The organism is Rhizobium sp. WYJ-E13 (assembly GCF_018987265.1).
Taxonomy (GTDB): Bacteria; Pseudomonadota; Alphaproteobacteria; order Rhizobiales; family Rhizobiaceae; genus Rhizobium.
Map to the genome: position 1 here is coordinate 1,521,363 of NZ_CP076854.1, position 15,706 is coordinate 1,537,068.

Here is a 15,706-nt window from a genome sequence, read left to right on the forward strand (position 1 = left end):
GCTTCAGATCGAACCGAAACCGTCATCTGCGCAGCGCTAGGCCGATCGTCCAGGACACCGGTGATGAACTCTCAGTCTGCTGGCGCAATCGCTCTAGGCACGGGCGCATTTTCCTTGACCATCCATGCGAGACAAGCGCTCTGATCCGGCAGGGCCATGCGGCCACCGGGGCCAGTCACCGAGATCGCGGCTGCGGCAGTTGCATAGACGGCGCAATCGACAGGCTGCTTTCCCCGTGTCAGCGCAAAGGCATAAGCGCCGTGAAAGCAATCTCCGGCGCCCGTCGTGTCGACCGCTTTGACCTCGTAGGCCGGAACGTGCCACAAAACGGCGTCTCCCGTCTGCCTGATATAGGATCCTCGCTCACCGTCGGTTAGAACGACTGCGCTACGGTCGTCAGACCACAGCTTGCGCAGGATCGACGTCGGATCGGTTTCGCAGGAATAGGCCTGCGCAAATTTCAATGGCAATACCAAGTGGTTGGACAGGCTCATCAATCGTTCGGTTGCCGGCCCGATCGTCCATTCAATGTCTGCCACCACTGCCAAGCCCAGCTTGCGGGCGCGCGCAACGATCGTATCGGCGTGGGTGGCATAACCGTCGATCAAAAGCACCTGGGCCTGCGCAAGAATGCTGTCGGCCAGCGACTCCGAGGTTCCGTGCGGCACGTCGTCGTCATAGGCGATAAACCTGTCGCCTTCAGGCCCGACCATGATCACCGACCGTATTGGCTTGGCATCGGGACGGTGCGGCGCAAAGGATATATCGACCCCGTGCCGTTCAAGCTCGCGGGCGCTGATATCGGTGAGAGGCTGATCACTCAGCCAACCGATGAAACCGGCCCGCCCCCCCAGCTTTGCGACCGCGACAAGGGCCGTCGCGACATTGCCGCCGTGATCCTGGGTACGATTTGTCACTTTCCCCTTGCCGGCACTCAGTGGGCGGTCAACATAGATGATATCGTCGATCGCCAAGGCCCCGAAGCCCAGAACCTGAAGGTTGTGTGCCACCTGTCAACCGCCCGCCGCAGCGAGCGCCTCTTGCGGCGCCATACCGCCGTGAATGACGAGCTTGAAGGCGCGTGCCGCCATCGTCGTGTCGCCGTGCCCCCAAAGGTTTCGCCCCACCACGGCACCCTTTGCCCCCGCACGCAAGGCATCGAAGGTTTGCGTCAGAGCACCGAGCAGATCTTCCGTTTTCGGACCGCCGGCAATAACGATGGGAACCGGGCAAGTGGCAACGGTTTCCCGAAAAGAATCGAAGTCCCCGGTGTATCCGACCTTGATCACGTCAACGCCGGTCTCAAACCCGATCCGCACGGCATAGGCGATTTCATCGGGGGTGAAGACGATCTTGCCGCCGTTTGAATAGTCGCGGGGATAGACATGGGCAACGACCGGCATTTCAAAGCGAGCGGCGGCGTTGACGGTATCGGTGAGCCAGCGAATATATTCGCCTTCCGTATTGCCGCGCACCGGAATGGCAACGGCCAGAGCATCGGCACCGTAGCGCACGGCATCCTCAGGGGTCGCGATCAACTGACGGATTCGGTCGTCCGGCGTAAAACAGCCGGCTTGAATGACCAACGCGGCCTTGCCGGCATAGGCGGGCCACAAGTGGCGCGCAGCACCAGGCTGAATGCTGATATAGTCCGGCTCTCCGGCCATCACCCGCTTTAGAGCGCCCGGCAGATCCGCCAGGCCGCCCTCACGGACGTTGCCATAACCAACGAAGTGGTCGACCGCGCCACCGAACAAATGCCCCGACGGATGTGAAAACAGCCGTGACAGGCGAATTTTGGTTCCAAGGCCCATATCGATGCTGTCCCTCTACAAGTTTGATTTCGCGCTGAGACCCTAACTCGAAAATAAACGAATGTTCAATATTTCGATTTCTTTCGTTTTGATTTAAGATGGCTGTAATGTGGGCCGGACATATGCTGATACCGCCCTTCATCGCGTCTTTTGACCACAATGGTTGCCGTGTATTTTCGATTTTCGAAAGCTCCGGTACCGGCACTAAAGGAATTCGAGGTAAGACATGCTTGCGGAACAACGGCGACATCAGATCATGCTGGAACTTCAGCGGACCGGCCAAGCGCGCACGACGCAGCTGGCGGAAAACTTCGGCGTCTCCGAGGTGACCATCAGATCCGACCTGGAAATTCTGGATGCCAAGAAGCAGCTCATCAAGACACATGGCGGCGCGATCGCACTGCCGGCCAGTTCGCCCGCGGCAGCCTTCGAAGAACGGATGAACCGCAATTTCGATGCCAAGCGACGCATCGCGCAGATGGCGGCGCGCCAGATCATCGACAACCAGTCCGTGGTGTTCGACAGCGGCTCGACACTGCTGCAGGTCGCCATGCAAATGCCCCCGGTCAACAATGTCGTGGTGGCCACAACCGCCATGAACATCGCCCAGCATCTGATGTATCGGCCGGGACTGGACGTGCATATGATCGGCGGCCGGGTCTTTCCCAGTACAGTGAGCACGATCGTCTCTGATTCCGACAAGGCCGTGGGCGGCCTTGTCGCCCACCAGGCGTTCCTCAGTGCTCATGCCATCGATCACGCATTCGATGTCGTCGATGTCTCGGAGGACATTGCGCGCACAAAACGTAATCTGGTCCGAATGGCGAGGCGTGTCATCCTCGTGGCGGATTCCAGCAAGTGGGATATTGGCGCCTCGTCCAAGGCATTTTCGCTTTCACGTGTCGATCTGATCATCACCGACACCGGTATGCCACATGGGATTCGCAGTCGGCTGGACAAGCTGGGGGTCGAAGTGCGCTACGTGTAGGGCGCGGCTACGCTGCCGTTTGTGCTTCACGTAACAAAAAATTTTGCGCATGCGACATTGTCAGGCTACAACGCAATTCGAAAGCCCTCACACTGACCGCCTTTGCGATATCGGCTGACACAGACGATCCTTGGCGCAGTGCAACCAGAATTGCCAATGGCCAAGATGACGATCAAAACCATGGACGATTTCGCCCGGTCCTGTGGCGTTTCCCGTCCAACGCTTTCGAGGTATTTCGATGACCCGAACAGCGTAAAGGCGGTGACGCGTAAACGTATCGAGGAGGCGCTGTCGGCATCGGATTACCGTCCTAATCTCTATGCGCGCAACCTCAATCGCAAGAGGACACGGAACATCGGCATTCTCGTGCCCGTCATCACAGATCCATTCTACGCCGAAATGGTCAACCGTCTGGAATTGCTCGTCCGTGGTGAAGGTTACTGGCCAATCGTCATTTCGTCCCACGGCCTGCCAGATCTTGAAGCCGAGGCTGTGAACACGCTTCTGTCCTTGAAGGCTGCCGGCGCGATCATCGCGCCTCTGGGGCTTTCTTCTGAGCCTGGCATCTTCGAAAAACTCCGGGAGAGCATTCCCATCGTCTATTTCGATACGTTCATCGAAGGCGACACGCCCTTCATTGGCAATAACAACGCTCAAAGCGTTGCGACCATTGTCGACTATCTCTGCCGATCGGGCGAGCCGCCTGCATATTTCGACATTCCGCATGTCAATCACAATTCCGGAGAGCGGCTGGCGAGCTATATCGCCACGATGGGGTCGCTCGGTTTCGAACCGGTCGTATTTGGCGACACCGAGAGTTACGGCTGGGACTTCGAACATATGGGATATGAGCAGACCGACGCAATGATCGCGGCTGGTACGCTTCCGGGTAGGACGATCCTCTGCGCGAACGATCGCCTCGCCTTTGGTACGATGGCAGCCGCCCATTCGCGCGGCCTTCACATCGGCCGCAGGAGTGACAGCGATCTGCGCATCGCCGCCCATGACGACCACCCCCTCAGCCGCTATACCTGCCCGCCGTTGACCACGATGGCGCAAGACTTCACCGCCATGGCGCGCAGCAGTGTCGACACACTGCTTTCGATGCTGGACGAAGACGATGACACCACGCAGGTCGTTGCACGAAAAATCATCCTCGACGGTACATTGGTGATGCGTCAGTCGGCGTGATCGATGAGCCTGCGCCATCCGGCAACCGCCTCTTCCACCGCCCGCCGCGCCGCCGGAATGTGCCGCCCCATGGAAACGAAGCCATGGATCTGATCCTGCCAGCGCCGCAGGATTACAGGGACCCCCGCCTCGGCAAGCCGGCGGGCATAGGATTCGCCTTCGTCTGCGAGGATATCCTGGCCCGCAATCGCGACGAAGGCTGGCGGCACACCCGCGACATTTCCGACGCGCAGGGGAGAGACGCGCCAATCAGCGATATCGGCCGCGTCGCGGACATAATGATCGCGGAACCAGCGCATCGTCGAGGCCGTCAAACCGTATCCTTCCGAAAACCTGACAAAACTGTCGGTCGTCTGCCCGGCATCGGTGTTGGGATAGAGCAGAAGTTGCGCCGAGATTTTCCGCGCAACGCCATCGCGCGAGAGAAGCGATAGGACAGCAGCCAGATTGCCGCCGGCACTATCGCCCGCAACCGCGATCCGTTCTGGATCGATACCGAGCGCGCTTGCCTGCTCCACTACACAGGCTAGCGCCGACAAGCAGTCTTCCAGTCCGGCCGGGAACTTGTGCTCGGGCGCCAGCCGGTAATCCGGGCAAAATACGATACAGGCGCCGATATTTGCAAACCAACGGCAGATCTCGTCATGGGATTCAAGCGTACCGACGACCCAGCCGCCGCCGTGAAGATAGAGAAGTGCCGGCGCATCCTTAGTCGGAGCGCCCACGCCTCGGTAGATCCTGACACGGATCGGGCCACCCGTCCCAGCGATCGTTTTGTCCTCGATGGCCGCGACCGGCTCACGATCGCCCTGCAATGTCGGGCAACCCAAGTCATAGGCAGCGCGGGCCTCGTTTACTGTCCCCCGCTCAAAGGGCGGCTGGTTTGCGGCGCGACCGAGCGCCAGGACATGCGCGGCGCCGGGATCCAATCGATCTTTCATCGCTTCACCTCAAGCAAGCAGGCTGCGAGCTTCATCGTCCCCAAGCAGCGGCGGTTGCGTGACTGTTCCCGCAATCGCAATCGCGCTCCTCGCCTCGCTGGATGCCAGGGTCGCCTCCATGATCTCGAGAACATGAAGCGCCAAATCGCCGGAGGCGCGCGGCGCCCTGCCCTCGCCAAGCGCGCGGACGAGATCGGCAACGCCCAGCATGCGATAGTTGGCGCGGTCGGGAGCGCTATACGGCCAGTTCAGGGCGCCATACAGCTCGCATTCGCTCTCGAAATCCTTCCATTCCGCGCCGCGCTCGGAAAGCGAGACCGTTCCGCCGAATGTATCGGGATCAGGCAGGCGCAACGAACCCTCCGTGCCGTGCAATTCGATCGGATGATTGGAATGCCGGAAGACATCCCACGACGTACCGAAATTCACCGTCGCGCCCGACTGGAACTCGAGAAGCGAGAGCACGTTCGTCGGCGTACCCACTTTGAACGTCGTGTTCTTGAAGGGGCCATCAGCCGTTATCAGCCGTTCTTCCTGGCCTTTCGTCGCCATCGCCATGACGCTTTTCACCGGGCCAAGCAGATTGACCAGCATGGTCAGATAATAGGGACCCATGTCGAACATCGGCCCGCCACCGGGTTGATAATAGAATTGCGGATTGGGATGCCAATGCTCCATGCCGCGGCCGAACATGAAGGCGGTACCGCTGACCGGGCGGCCGATCGCACCTGCATCCATCAGGCCTCGCGCCCGCCGGCCGGCGGCGCCGAGGAATGTATCGGGAGCCGAACCCAACAAGAGATCGCGACTTTTGGCCTCGGCCACAAGCTTCCGTCCCTCAGCGGCCGACGTCGCGAGCGGCTTTTCGGTGAAGACGTGCTTGCCTGCGGAAAGCGCCGACATCGTCACGTCGAAATGGACGGCAGGGATCGTAAGGTTCAGGACAAGATCGACCCCGGGGTCTGCCAGGAGCGCATCGACCTCCATTGCCCGGATGCCATATTCCTTCGCCCTCAGCGCCGACACGTCGGATGAGATGTCGGCACAGGCCCTCAATTCGACCCCGGCAAACAGGGCGGCATTACGTAGATAGGTCATCGAGATATTGCCACAGCCGATGACACCGATGCCCAGCCTGGTTCCCGGATATGCTCTCATGAATTGGCCTCCCCACCAATTTCAGATGTTTCGCCCATCATCGACAGGCATCGCTGCCGCCACAACCGCTATAGAACATTTTATTTGTTGACGCGCGATAAATTTTTATGAACCATGCGGAAATAGCGATCCGACGTCACATGCGGCTTGCCAGGGGAGGTTCGCCACTCCACCGCCATGCCAAGAATGCAGTCATGCGGGTCCGGCGGCATATCAACGAAGGCCTACGCAAGACGAAGTCAAGGAATGGGCATGAGTATCAAAAACCTGAAAGTCGGCTGCCAGACATTCACCTGGGAAATGCTCGGGAAAAACTGGAATGGCGGCCCGGACGATCTGCTGGAGGCCATTGCGGAGGGCGGCTATGCGGGCATCGAGATTACCGACACGATGATCGGCCGCTACGCGGATCATCCCGATCATTTCGCCGCGAGCCTGAAGAAACATGGCCTGATGCTCGTATCTTTTGCGATGGGATCCAAAAGCGGCTTCACCCTCAGGCAAGAGATCGAGAATGACCTCAGGACCACACAACGCTGGATCGATTTCGCGGCCGCCATTTCCGGCGCCCTCGTTTCGATCGGTTCGGCGACGGTTGTCTCTGAAGGGCCTCGGGAAGCGAAATTCGAAATCGCCGCGGAGTTCTACAATCGGGCCGGCGAATTGGGCAGATCTTCCGGCGTGGATATCGCTATGCATCCGAGTTCGCACCACAATACGCTGCTGTTCGACCGTGCCGATTATGACCGGATCTTCTCGCTTATCGACAAGAACCTCGTCGGCTGGGTGCCGGATACCGGCCATATCCTGCGCGGCCACGACGATATTCTGGATACGCTGCGAACCTATCAGGACCGTATCCGCTATCTGCACCTCAAGGACGTCGATGCAGAGGGCAAATGGGCCATGCTTGGCAAAGGAGTCTGCGATACGCCCGCCGTGATCGACATCGTCGCTGCCGCGCCGCGCTTCAATGGCTGGCTGGTCTTGGAAGAGGAATCAGACACGGCCGCTGCCGACCCTGCGACAGCCGTCAGGACGAACCGCGAAACGATGCGCCGCTACGGCGCCTGAGGAAGAGATATGATCCGTAAGGAAGACCGACGGCTGCGTGTGGGTGTGCTCGGCTGCGGCCCGATCGCACAGTTCGCCCATCTCGAATCCTGCGTGAAGGCTGGGAATGCCGACCTTTACGCCATCTGCGACGCAGCACCTGACCTGCTCGCGCGCATGGGCGCGACATACGAGCCTCAGAAGATGTACGCCGATTATGACGCGATGCTCGCCGATCCCGAGCTCGAAGCCGTCATCATCGCCACGTCCGATGCCTATCACGTACCGATGTCCATCAAAGCGCTCGATGCTGGAAAGCATGTGCTCTGCGAGAAGCCCACCGGTGTTACGGTCGAGGAAGGCCAGGCGCTCGCCGACGCCGTCAAGCGCTCCGGCAAGGTGCTGCAGGTCGGTCACATGAAGCGGTTCGACCCGGCGCTGGAGGCTGCCCGGGATTTCGTCCGTGACGATATCGGCGAGATTTTCGCGCTGAAGGCCTGGTACTGCGACTCCACCCACCGCTACACCAATACCGATGCGGTCCAGCCGCTGCCGATCACCAGCAAATTCGCCAGAAAACCCTCCGGAAATCCCAAGGCTGACCTGCGCCAGTATTTTATGCTGGCGCATGGCTCGCATCTCGTCGATACCGCCCGTTTCCTTTGTGGCGAGATCGTCGCGGTGCGAGCCCGCCTTCTCGAGCGTGCCGGCACCTATTGCTGGTTCGTGGAAACCGAATTCGCCAATGGCGCGCTCGGTCATCTCGATCTGACGGTCGCCGTCCGCATGGACTGGCATGAGGGTTTTCAACTCTATGGCGAACATGGTTCGGTGATCGCCAAGACCTTCAATCCCTGGTACTTCAGGGCGAGTGAAGTCGAGATCTTTCACGAAAAAGACGCAACGACCCGCAAGCCGCTCGGAGCCGACGGGCACTTCTTCCGCCGGCAGTTGGAAGGGCTTGCCGATACCGTGCTGAACGGCGCGCCGATGCGCGGCGCCGATATAGAGGACGGCATCGCCTCCATCCGCGCCATGGTCGCCATCGCCCGCTCGGTCGAAACGGGCGAACGTGTCGAACTCGCAACCGTCACGGGATCGGTCTGATGCAGCTTGGCATCTTTGCAAAGACCTTCCCCGGCACCGATCCCCGGCAAGTGCTTTCGGCCGTGCGTAACAGCGGATTTGCGACGACTCAGTTCAATCTCGCCTGCGTCGGTCTGCCATCGATGCCGGATGCAGTGGCGCCGGAAACGATTACAACGATCCGGGCGGCAGCCGAAGTGGCCGGCGTTTCGCTCGCGGCACTTTCAGGCACCTATAACATGGCCCATCCGGACAAATTCGTGCGGGAAAGAGGGCTCAAACAGCTTGGCGTGGTGATCGAAACGGCAGCGGCTTTGCAGATTCCGCTCGTGACGCTCTGCACCGGCAGCCGCCATGCCCAGGACCAATGGATGTATCATCCGGACAATGCGCTTCCGTCCGCCTGGGCCGATATGGCTGCCGAAATGGAAAAAGCGCTGGAACTTGCCGAGCGGCACGACATCGATCTCGGCATTGAGCCGGAACAGGCAAATATCGTCACCTCCGCCGCCGATGCGGTGAGGCTGATCGGAGAGATGGGTTCGAGGCGCCTGCGCATCGTGCTTGATCCAGCGAACCTCTTCGAGCAGGCGACACCGGCCGAAGTGTCCGACATCGTCGCCAAGGCGATCGATATCTCGGCCGGGTACGTGACGATGGCCCACGCGAAGGATCGTTATGCCGATGGCCGCTTCGCGACGGCGGGTCAGGGCATCGTCGATTTCCCCGCCTTCATCGACGGCCTGCGCGCGACCGGTTTTAGCGGTGCATTCGTCACGCACGGTCTTACGGCAAAAGAAGCACCCGCCGTCGCCAGATTTCTTTCGGATCTGATCCGATGAAAACGCGCCTCGCCTTCAGACGAGACGATGCCGACCTTTCAGTCTACGACTGCGGAACAGGCAAAGCCTTGCTCTTTCAACACGGCCTCGGCGGCAATGAGGCACAGGTCGCACAGGTTATCCCCGAGGCGCTCGACTGGCGGCGGATCACGACCGAGTGCCGCGGGCATGGCAGCTCGACGCTCGGCACGAGACGCCCCTTCTCGATTGCGATGTTTGCTGCCGACGTCATCGCCGCAGCAGACGAAAAGGGAGTAGACCGCTTCATCGCCGGCGGTATCTCCATGGGCGCAGCCATCGCGCTTCATCTGGCAAAAACGCACCCCGAGCGCGTTGCCGGCCTCATCCTGGTCCGCCCGGCCTGGTCTTTTGCCCGCGCCCCAGCCAATCTCGCGCCGATCCGCGAGATCGCGGCATTGCTTCGATCTCATTCGCGTGCCGATGGCCAGACACTTTTTGCCAGATCGGCGACGGCGGAACGTCTGCGGATGGACGCGCCAGACAATCTCGCTTCCCTGCTCGGCTATTTCGAACGCCCGGATGCGTTAGCCTTTGCCGACGTGCTTGACGACATCGCCTCGGATGGCACGGGCGTTTCGCAAGAGGACGCGGCAAAACTTGCTGTTCCCGCTCTCGTCCTCGGCAACCGGCAGGATGCCATTCACCCTCTCACCGTCGCACAAGTGATGGCTGACACACTACCAAACGCGCATTTCCTCGAAGTGCCTGCGAAGGCAGCGGGTGCGCAAGCGCATTTCGCCGCTGTCCGAGCGGTCGTCCTGCAATTCCTCGACACAGAATTCAAACATCGGAGCATCGCTCAGCCATGACATCGAAAACTCTTCCGGGCGGCGTCATCGCCGCATTACCCCGGCACAGACTGCTCGGCGAGTTTTCGCTCTGGTCCGCAGATCTTGCCAATATGGAGCGCGACCTTCACCGCATCGAGCCCTATGTCGATCTCCACCATATCGACGTTGCCGATGCACGCTTCACGCCCGGCTTCCTGTTTTTTCCCGATTTCGTCGCCCGCATCGCCAAGCTGACGGCAAAACCAATTCATGTGCATCTGATGGTCGAGGCCGAGATCGTCGAGGCGCAGACACGCCAGTTCATCGAGGCGGGCGCCGATCTCATCAGCGTCCATGCCGAGAACGGCGAAGCCGGCCTGCGCGCCGTGGCACTCGCAAAGGAGCTCGGCGCCGAAGCCGGCGTCGTTCTGCGGCTGGAAACTCCGGTCGCCGAGGCAGAACCGTTCCTCGCAGATGTCGCCTTCTTCACGCTGCTCGGGACCTCGATCGGCGTCAAGGGACAAAGCCTCTCGGATAAAGCTTGCGACCGGCTGCGCGAGGCGCGGTCGCTGATGAAGCGTATCGGACGCGAACAGGAGATTGTTCTTGCAGCAGATGGCGGCATCCGCGAACAGACGGTCCCACTGTTGCGGGCAGCAGGCGCCGAGACGGTTGTGCTCGGATCGTTGGCGTTCGGTGACACGGATCTGCCGGGCCGTATCGCCTGGCTGCATGCTCTGGAGACTGAGCCCCGATGAGCAGGATTGCGCTTGCATTTGATCTGGGTGGAACGGAGTTGCGCGCAGCATTGGTTGGCGACGGCGGCAAATTGCTGGCCTTCGCGTCCGTGCCAACGCTCGCCAGGGATGGACCGAATGCGGTCATCGAGCAGATCGCGATGCTTGCGGAAAAAATCTGCTCGGACGTTCCCGACGCCAAGCCGCTCGGCATTGGCATCGGAGCGCCCGGCCCGCTCGATCCGGTCGCTGGCATTCTCACCGCACCACCGACCCTCTCGGGCTGGCGTGAAGTACCCCTGGCGCGCCTTCTTGAGGACCGCCTGAACCTGCCGGTGCGGCTGGAGAACGATGCGAACGCCGCCGCTCTCGGCGAATGGCGTTTCGGCGCCGGCCGCGGCGCGGCCTCGCTGGTATTCGTCACCGTGTCCACCGGCATCGGCGGCGGGGTGATCTCCGATGGCCGAATCGTGCATGGGCGCCGTGGGCTCGCAGGCGAAATCGGCCATATGACCATTACGAGCGAGAGCGAACGATGCCTTTGCGGGGCGGTGGGCTGCTTCGAGGCGGTGGCGTCAGGCACGGCACTCGGCCGGCGTGCGACGGCTCTTACAAGAACAGGCGACGGCTCGGCGCTGCGAATGCTGTCCCACGACGGCGAGGTGACCGGTCGACATGTTGTCGAGGCGGCGCGCGCCGGCGACGAAACGGCACTCGCGCTGATGGACCAGGAAGCCCGTTGGCTGGGCATCGGCTTTACCAATCTGCTCCATCTCTATTCGCCAGACATGATCGTCATGGGCGGTGGAATTTCCCACGGATACGATCTCCTTCGGCGAGCGATTGAGACTACCATTCACGAGCGAGTGATGCCCGCTTATCGCGACGTGCCCGTGGTGCCGGCGCAACTCGGGAGCCATGCTGGATTGATAGGCGCCGCAAGCCTGATTTTTTCAATTTAACATGCAATGAAACCGCAGTTTCCCATCATGAATTACACTCGCGATTGCTCATGCCCTTGCGCGTGAGCACAGCCGAACCTCGAAACGTTGGCCCGATCTGATCATTCAGAACTGCAGCGAGGCGCTCACGAAAAACAGATCCCACATGTTGGAATCGGCGGTGCTCTTGAAGATGTGGGAATATCCAAGGTCGGCGCTGACCGTCCCGCCCGAAAGCCGGCTTCCAATTGTCCAGGGCAATGTCACCGCTTTCAATGCCGAAACGCGCTTCCTCAAATACATGGCCGTAATCGATGCCGGACAGGGACGCAACTCGCCCAGCCTGTCGGCGAGCATCCTATTGCCTGCCCGTGGCTGCGTGCGCCAGACGATTTCGTTGCGCGTGAAGACACCGTTATTAAAGTTTGAGTTGACCGTTTCCGATGGCGAGGCGACATTCGCAACCTGTGGCAAGGCAGGAGGAAAAACGATGGGCGAGTCGGACAGTTGGCGCCATATGGCAAGCGCACCAAAAGACGGCAGTCGAATCCTCGTCACGATACGCCCATCCGAACAGGGGCCGGCAGAAGTTGACCTCGCGTATTGGTCGAAAGGCGATCAATTTGCTGGAGAAGGCTGGCGCGCATCGGATTCCTCGCCCGGACAGGTCATCGAATATGCCGAGCCGGAATTGAAGTGTTGGATGCCCATGCCGTCGGCCAACCTCAATCGCACCTCAATGCCCTCACCCTGGGAAGGCGATGACGACCAGAACCTCGACGGGTCAGGGATTTAGAGATCGCCCCGCATGACAATGGTTCCTGCCTCCGCGAAGACCGCTGAAGGTGACGATGACGTTCGCCGTAGTCAGAAGTCGATCCAGAAATCTGCCCGTTTGGACCGAAGAGGCCAGTGATCGGTAGCGACATCAGCGTTCGTGTTCGCACGAGGCGCTGCAGGGCTCAAGGCTCCGTCCACCTTGCACGGCGCGGCTCCCAAGACGGCTGCGCAGTTTACAGACTTTGGATGCTATGCCCGCCCTGTTGGGCTGGTTCCAAAGCTCTCGCGAAACCGGCGCGAGAAGTGCGAGCGCGACACGTAGCCCGCAGCCTCGGCGGCGGCAATTGCCGTCGCGCCGGATGTGATTGCATGTTGCGCAGCCTTCAGACGCTCGCGCCGCAAGATTGCACGGAAGGAGGTGCCGTCTGCGGCCAATCGACGTCGCAGGGTGGACGCTCCAATTCCGAGTTTTCCTGCGACATCATGAACGTTCCAAGCCTGCGAAGGGGCCGTTGCGATCAGCCAGGCGATGTCGTCCGACAGGCTTTGTCTAAAGAGTGGTCGTGCCTCGGCAAGTGGCCGCAACAGCGCCAGAACCTCCGTCAGCCTGAGCCGTTTGATCGTTTCGCCGACGCTGACGTCAGCGATCGTGGATGCAGCGTGGCCAATCGTCTCGACGAGATCGATGCTCAGCGGCACGGCGTCGAGATCGACGGCACTATGGGCGCGCTCCGCAACGGACAGCGGTGGGATGCCCTCCGGCAGAAGCGGCACGTCGAGCCGCAACGCTGCGTAGACGCCCGTTTTATCGTCTGGAATGTTGACGACGTCCATCGGCACACCACCGGGCAACACGAAGAGCGAGCCGGCCGGGAAGGACCGGGTGCGATCGCCAAGCCACACGTCCTTTTGGCCATAAAGCACGACGCAGATCATGGGACAATCAAGCCGAAGAGCCGCCACCCGTTCGCGGTCGAAGCAGCAATAGGCGAAAAGCTGCTCGCCATAAGGATGCATTCCCACATCGAGCTTTCCCGCCACCATGGGGCGGAGCCGATCGAGCAGGCGGCGAGAAAGCTCGGAACGTCGGTCGCGTATCATCATGTTCATGAGCGCAATGTATGAGAAGGCGCGGCAAGAAAAAATACCGCGGGTGAGCGTTTCGGGCTCAAGTGATCACAAATCCGGCGCATAGCGTGCGACGGAGGACGGCACAAGGAGGGTCTTCAAGACAAGGAGACCTTCATGAAGACCTTCAAATTTGCGCTTGCGATCGGGGCAACGGTCGCATCGCTGTCTTTCGCCTCCACGCCGACACGCGCTGCTCCGGACCTGGAGCTCTGGCGTCTGGATTGCGGCGATGTCGTCGTCAAGGATTTGTCGATGTTTTCGGACACCTTCGCTTCTGCCGGCAAGAAAGGCGTGCTGACGGATAGCTGCTACGTGATCCGCCACGGCGGTGACTACCTGCTATGGGACACCGGGCTTCCTGCCGGCCTCATCGGCAAGGCACCGGATCAGGATGCACAGATCGGCGTCTCGCTCAGAAGCGACATCCCGACCCAGTTGAAAGAGATCGGCATCAAACCGGAGCAAATCGCAACCGTCGGCATCAGCCACAACCATTTCGACCATCTCGGACAGGCCGCGACCTTTTCGAAAGCCACGCTGATGATCGGTGCTGCCGATTGGCAGACTTTTCACGACAATCCTCTGCCCTTCGCGGTCGTACCGGATCTCGTCAAACCCTGGCTCGATGGCAAGGCGAAACTCGACCTCGTGAGCGGCGACCGTGACGTCTTCGGCGACGGTTCCGTGATGATGCTGTCGATGCCCGGTCATACGAAAGGGGAAGCCGCCCTCCTGGTAAAGCTTGCAAAGATGGGGCCGGTCCTGCTTTCCGGCGATGTCGTGCATTTCGAGGATAATCTCGTCACTCGCGGCGTGCCGGGTTTCAATGAAAACCGTGCCGACACGCTCGCATCGATGGAACGGCTCCAGGCGATTGCAGCCGGGCTGAACGCAACGCTCGTCATCCAGCACGATCCTACCCATATCTCCCGCCTGCCGGCCTTCCCCGAAAGCGCAAGATAAGCGACACGGTTGCCATTGGCACAAGGTCACAATTTCCACCGGGGTTAAGAAGCCGGTGGCAGCAACCCGGTTGAACTCGTCAAGATCGTTCCCCCGTGTCTCGTCCGTCGGCAGTGTCGCGCAATTGCTCCCACGATTTCACTGCAGTTCCGTGATCAGACTGTAGAGACGTGCGACCGAGGCATCATCGTCTCGCTCCATTCCCGCAGCGGCCGTCATCAGAAATAGCTGCAGGGCCTCTGCTGCCATTGGCGTCGGGAACCGCAATTCTCGGGCGATGTCGCCGACGATGCCGAGATCCTTGGTGAATATGCCGACGGCGCTGCGCGGCGCATAGTCCTCTTCAAGCACATGGGGGATGCGGTTTTCAAACATCCAGGAATTACCGGCCGACTTGGTGATGACCTCGTAGACTTTCGTCAGATCCAGACCAAGCCTCTTGGCAAAGGAGATGGCCTCACATGCCGCAGCAATATGCACGCCCGCCAGAAGCTGGTTGACGATCTTGAACGATGTTCCGATGCCCGCCTCGTCACCGAGCGTGTAGACGGTTTCGGCGACCATATCGAGTGCCGGTTTTGCCGCTGCGAAAGCCTGCGGAGATCCGGACGCCATGACCGTCAGCCTGCCTTCCGCCGCCTTCGCGGCTCCCCCGCTGATCGGCGCGTCGAGATAGTGAAACCCTTTTTCCTCAACCCTTGCGGCGAAGTCTCGCGCATCCTTCGGCGCGAGCGTAGCACAGGCGACGATCACCGCGCCTTTGCTCAAATCCTTGACGATGCCATCAGGGCCAAAAATCACCTCTTCGGTCTGTTTCGCGTTGACGAGAACCAGGAAGACAACGTCTGCGTCCCGAACCACGCTCGCCAACGTGTCGCCGGTCCTTCCTCCTGCGGCCTCGAAGGCGGCCCGGACGTCTGCTCGAATATCGTAACCGCGTATGGAGGCTCCATGCGCCAGAGCCGATCTGGCCATGCCCATTCCCATCGAGCCAAGGCCCACAACAGCAATATCCATTGAATCATCCCTCCGTATTCTGACGTTCGAATTTCCCGCCGAATGCCTGAACCCGGTGGCTTGCAGTCAGAACTGGGAAACCCGAACCGCGATCACTGAAAACCAGCTGCATGCCGCTGCCGCAACGGCCACTTTGATGAGTGGTATCAGATCGATTGCCGAACGGTCGACGGAAAAAACCAGCGAATAGGAGGGGCATTTCCCCGCATCCGGGCTGCGCACGTCATTGTCGATATCATGCGAGGGCAGCGAGCATCGAACGGAGGCCGAGGC

At 60.4% G+C, this 15,706-nt stretch carries 16 protein-coding genes; 10 read left to right on the plus strand and 6 right to left on the minus strand.

Going from position 1 to position 15,706, the window contains the following annotated elements:
• Positions 1-71: 71 nt before the first annotated feature.
• Positions 72-1,010, minus strand: a complete 939-nt coding sequence (locus tag KQ933_RS28500; RefSeq protein ID WP_216759348.1) for a PfkB family carbohydrate kinase — start codon at positions 1,008-1,010, stop codon at positions 72-74.
• Positions 1,011-1,013: 3 nt separating this feature from the next.
• A complete protein-coding gene (locus tag KQ933_RS28505; protein WP_216759349.1) occupies positions 1,014-1,814 on the minus strand; it encodes a class I fructose-bisphosphate aldolase in 801 nt (266 codons plus the stop codon).
• 226 nt (positions 1,815-2,040) lie between these two features.
• On the opposite strand from KQ933_RS28505, the gene KQ933_RS28510 reads away from it, so the two are divergent.
• Both KQ933_RS28510 and KQ933_RS28515 read left to right on the plus strand, forming a co-directional pair.
• Entirely contained in the window at positions 2,041-2,802 is a 762-nt protein-coding gene (locus KQ933_RS28510; RefSeq protein ID WP_112542647.1) for a DeoR/GlpR family DNA-binding transcription regulator, read from the plus strand.
• Positions 2,803-2,958: 156 nt separating this feature from the next.
• Positions 2,959-3,993, plus strand: a complete 1,035-nt coding sequence (locus KQ933_RS28515; RefSeq protein WP_216759350.1) for a LacI family DNA-binding transcriptional regulator — start codon at positions 2,959-2,961, stop codon at positions 3,991-3,993.
• On the opposite strand, the gene KQ933_RS28520 is transcribed toward KQ933_RS28515, so the two are convergent.
• Positions 3,981-4,934, minus strand: a complete 954-nt coding sequence (locus KQ933_RS28520; RefSeq protein WP_216759351.1) for an alpha/beta hydrolase — start codon at positions 4,932-4,934, stop codon at positions 3,981-3,983. The two genes, KQ933_RS28515 and KQ933_RS28520, sit on opposite strands and share 13 nt — an antisense overlap.
• A 9-nt stretch (positions 4,935-4,943) precedes the next feature.
• Positions 4,944-6,092 carry a Gfo/Idh/MocA family protein gene (locus KQ933_RS28525; RefSeq protein ID WP_216759352.1) on the minus strand — a complete coding sequence of 383 codons (1,149 nt, stop codon included), beginning with the start codon at positions 6,090-6,092 and terminating at the stop codon, positions 4,944-4,946.
• 252 nt (positions 6,093-6,344) lie between these two features.
• Here KQ933_RS28525 and KQ933_RS28530 point away from each other — a divergent pair, with 252 nt between their 5' ends.
• The 7 genes from KQ933_RS28530 (at position 6,345) to KQ933_RS28560 (ending at position 12,338) form a co-directional block, all read left to right on the plus strand.
• A complete protein-coding gene (locus KQ933_RS28530; RefSeq protein WP_216759353.1) occupies positions 6,345-7,166 on the plus strand; it encodes a sugar phosphate isomerase/epimerase in 822 nt (273 codons plus the stop codon).
• Between the two features lie 9 nt (positions 7,167-7,175).
• A complete protein-coding gene (locus KQ933_RS28535; protein WP_216759354.1) occupies positions 7,176-8,252 on the plus strand; it encodes a Gfo/Idh/MocA family protein in 1,077 nt (358 codons plus the stop codon).
• Positions 8,252-9,073 carry a sugar phosphate isomerase/epimerase gene (locus KQ933_RS28540; RefSeq protein WP_216759355.1) on the plus strand — a complete coding sequence of 274 codons (822 nt, stop codon included), beginning with the start codon at positions 8,252-8,254 and terminating at the stop codon, positions 9,071-9,073. Before KQ933_RS28535 ends, KQ933_RS28540 begins: the two co-directional genes overlap by 1 nt.
• The gene (locus tag KQ933_RS28545; RefSeq protein ID WP_216759356.1) at positions 9,070-9,903 is read left to right on the plus strand and encodes an alpha/beta fold hydrolase; all 834 of its coding nucleotides are present in this window, start codon (positions 9,070-9,072) and stop codon (positions 9,901-9,903) included. The genes KQ933_RS28540 and KQ933_RS28545 overlap by 4 nt, the downstream gene beginning before the upstream one ends.
• Complete coding sequence (locus KQ933_RS28550; RefSeq protein WP_216759357.1) at positions 9,900-10,622, plus strand: ribulose-phosphate 3-epimerase; 723 nt, start codon at positions 9,900-9,902, stop codon at positions 10,620-10,622. The genes KQ933_RS28545 and KQ933_RS28550 overlap by 4 nt, the downstream gene beginning before the upstream one ends.
• Positions 10,619-11,563, plus strand: a complete 945-nt coding sequence (locus KQ933_RS28555) for an ROK family protein (RefSeq protein ID WP_216759358.1) — start codon at positions 10,619-10,621, stop codon at positions 11,561-11,563. The genes KQ933_RS28550 and KQ933_RS28555 overlap by 4 nt, the downstream gene beginning before the upstream one ends.
• Positions 11,564-12,032: 469 nt before the next feature.
• Complete coding sequence (locus KQ933_RS28560) at positions 12,033-12,338, plus strand: hypothetical protein (protein ID WP_183734098.1); 306 nt, start codon at positions 12,033-12,035, stop codon at positions 12,336-12,338.
• Positions 12,339-12,571: 233 nt separating this feature from the next.
• Here KQ933_RS28560 and KQ933_RS28565 read toward each other — a convergent pair whose 3' ends face one another.
• On the minus strand, positions 12,572-13,432 hold the full coding sequence (locus tag KQ933_RS28565; protein ID WP_253958357.1) for a helix-turn-helix domain-containing protein: 861 nt from the start codon (positions 13,430-13,432) through the stop codon (positions 12,572-12,574).
• Positions 13,433-13,567: 135 nt separating this feature from the next.
• On the opposite strand from KQ933_RS28565, the gene KQ933_RS28570 reads away from it, so the two are divergent.
• Positions 13,568-14,416 (plus strand): N-acyl homoserine lactonase family protein, encoded by an 849-nt coding sequence (locus tag KQ933_RS28570; RefSeq protein ID WP_216759359.1) that lies wholly within the window; start codon positions 13,568-13,570, stop codon positions 14,414-14,416.
• Between the two features lie 138 nt (positions 14,417-14,554).
• Here the strand turns inward: KQ933_RS28570 and ltnD are convergent, their stop codons facing one another.
• The gene (gene ltnD, locus KQ933_RS28575; RefSeq protein ID WP_216759360.1) at positions 14,555-15,433 is read right to left on the minus strand and encodes an L-threonate dehydrogenase; all 879 of its coding nucleotides are present in this window, start codon (positions 15,431-15,433) and stop codon (positions 14,555-14,557) included.
• Positions 15,434-15,706: the final 273 nt, after the last annotated feature.